The sequence below is a fragment of the Flavobacterium columnare NBRC 100251 = ATCC 23463 genome (assembly GCF_002530675.1).
In the GTDB taxonomy this organism is placed as follows: Bacteria; Bacteroidota; Bacteroidia; order Flavobacteriales; family Flavobacteriaceae; genus Flavobacterium; species Flavobacterium columnare.
In genome coordinates this window covers 1-1,028 of the sequence record NZ_PCMX01000015.1, presented here as the reverse complement: position 1 = coordinate 1,028, position 1,028 = coordinate 1, and the positions used below count along the sequence as shown (strand labels likewise).

The following is a 1,028-nucleotide window of genomic DNA, read 5'->3' as shown; positions in this document are numbered from 1 at the left end:
AGCCTCGGTCTCGTGGGCTCGGGCGTAAGTGGCGGATGGTCAGCCAAAGAACTTACCGAAAGAGGACTAAAAGTTTTGGTGCTCGAACGTGGTCGTATGATTGAACACGTAAAAGACTATCATACAGCATTGATGAACCCTTGGGAGTTTCCACATGGGGGACAAGTGCCGCTTGAGGAAATGAAGAATTATCCTATTCATCAACGTACAGGATTTACGATTACAGAATCAACCAAACATCACTTTGCCAAAGACATAGATTTTCCTTATGTCGAAGAAAAACGCTTTGATTGGATTCGAAGTTGGCAGGTTGGAGGAAAGTCTATTACTTGGGGGAGAGTTTCTCTGCGCTTGAGCGATATGGACTTGGAGGCTAATGCTAAAGAAGGCATAGGAGTGGATTGGCCTATTCGTTACAAAGACCTTGCTCCTTGGTATGCCCATGCCGAAAAGTTTGCAGGTATTGCAGGCAATCGTGATGGTATTCCTCATTTGCCTGATGGTGTTTACCAGCCACCCATTCCCATGACTTGTGTTGAAGAGCATTTCGGGAAAGAGCTCAAAACAAAATTTCCTAATCGTCATGTGATTCACTCACGTACAGCAAACCTTACTCAGCCAACACCTGAACAATTGGCATTGGGGCGTGCTAAGTGCCAACTTCGAGATATGTGTATGCGAGGATGTCCGTTTGGAGCCTATTTTAGTTCTCAGTCTGCCACTTTTCCTGCAGCACGCAAAACGGGTAATCTTACTATTCGTCCACACTCAATTGTCAACTCCATTATATACGATGAGAAAAAAGGGAAAGCAACTGGTGTAAGAGTTATTGATGAAAATACCCATGAGTGGACGGAGTTTTATGCAAAGGTGATTTTCTTGAATGCGTCAGCATTAGGTTCAACCTATATTTTGATGAATTCAACTGCCAATCGCTTCCCGAATGGATTAGGTAATGACAGTGGTGCGCTGGGACATTATTTGATGGATCATCATTTTGGGATTGGTGCACGAGGAAAGCATGATGG

General features: G+C 44.2%; 1 protein-coding gene. It reads left to right on the top strand.

The features are described 5' to 3' along the window. Positions 1–96: 96 nt before the first annotated feature. Positions 97–1,028, top strand: a 932-nt coding sequence (locus B0A78_RS02440; RefSeq protein ID WP_211282043.1) for a GMC family oxidoreductase N-terminal domain-containing protein, incomplete at its 3' end; no start/stop codon positions are given.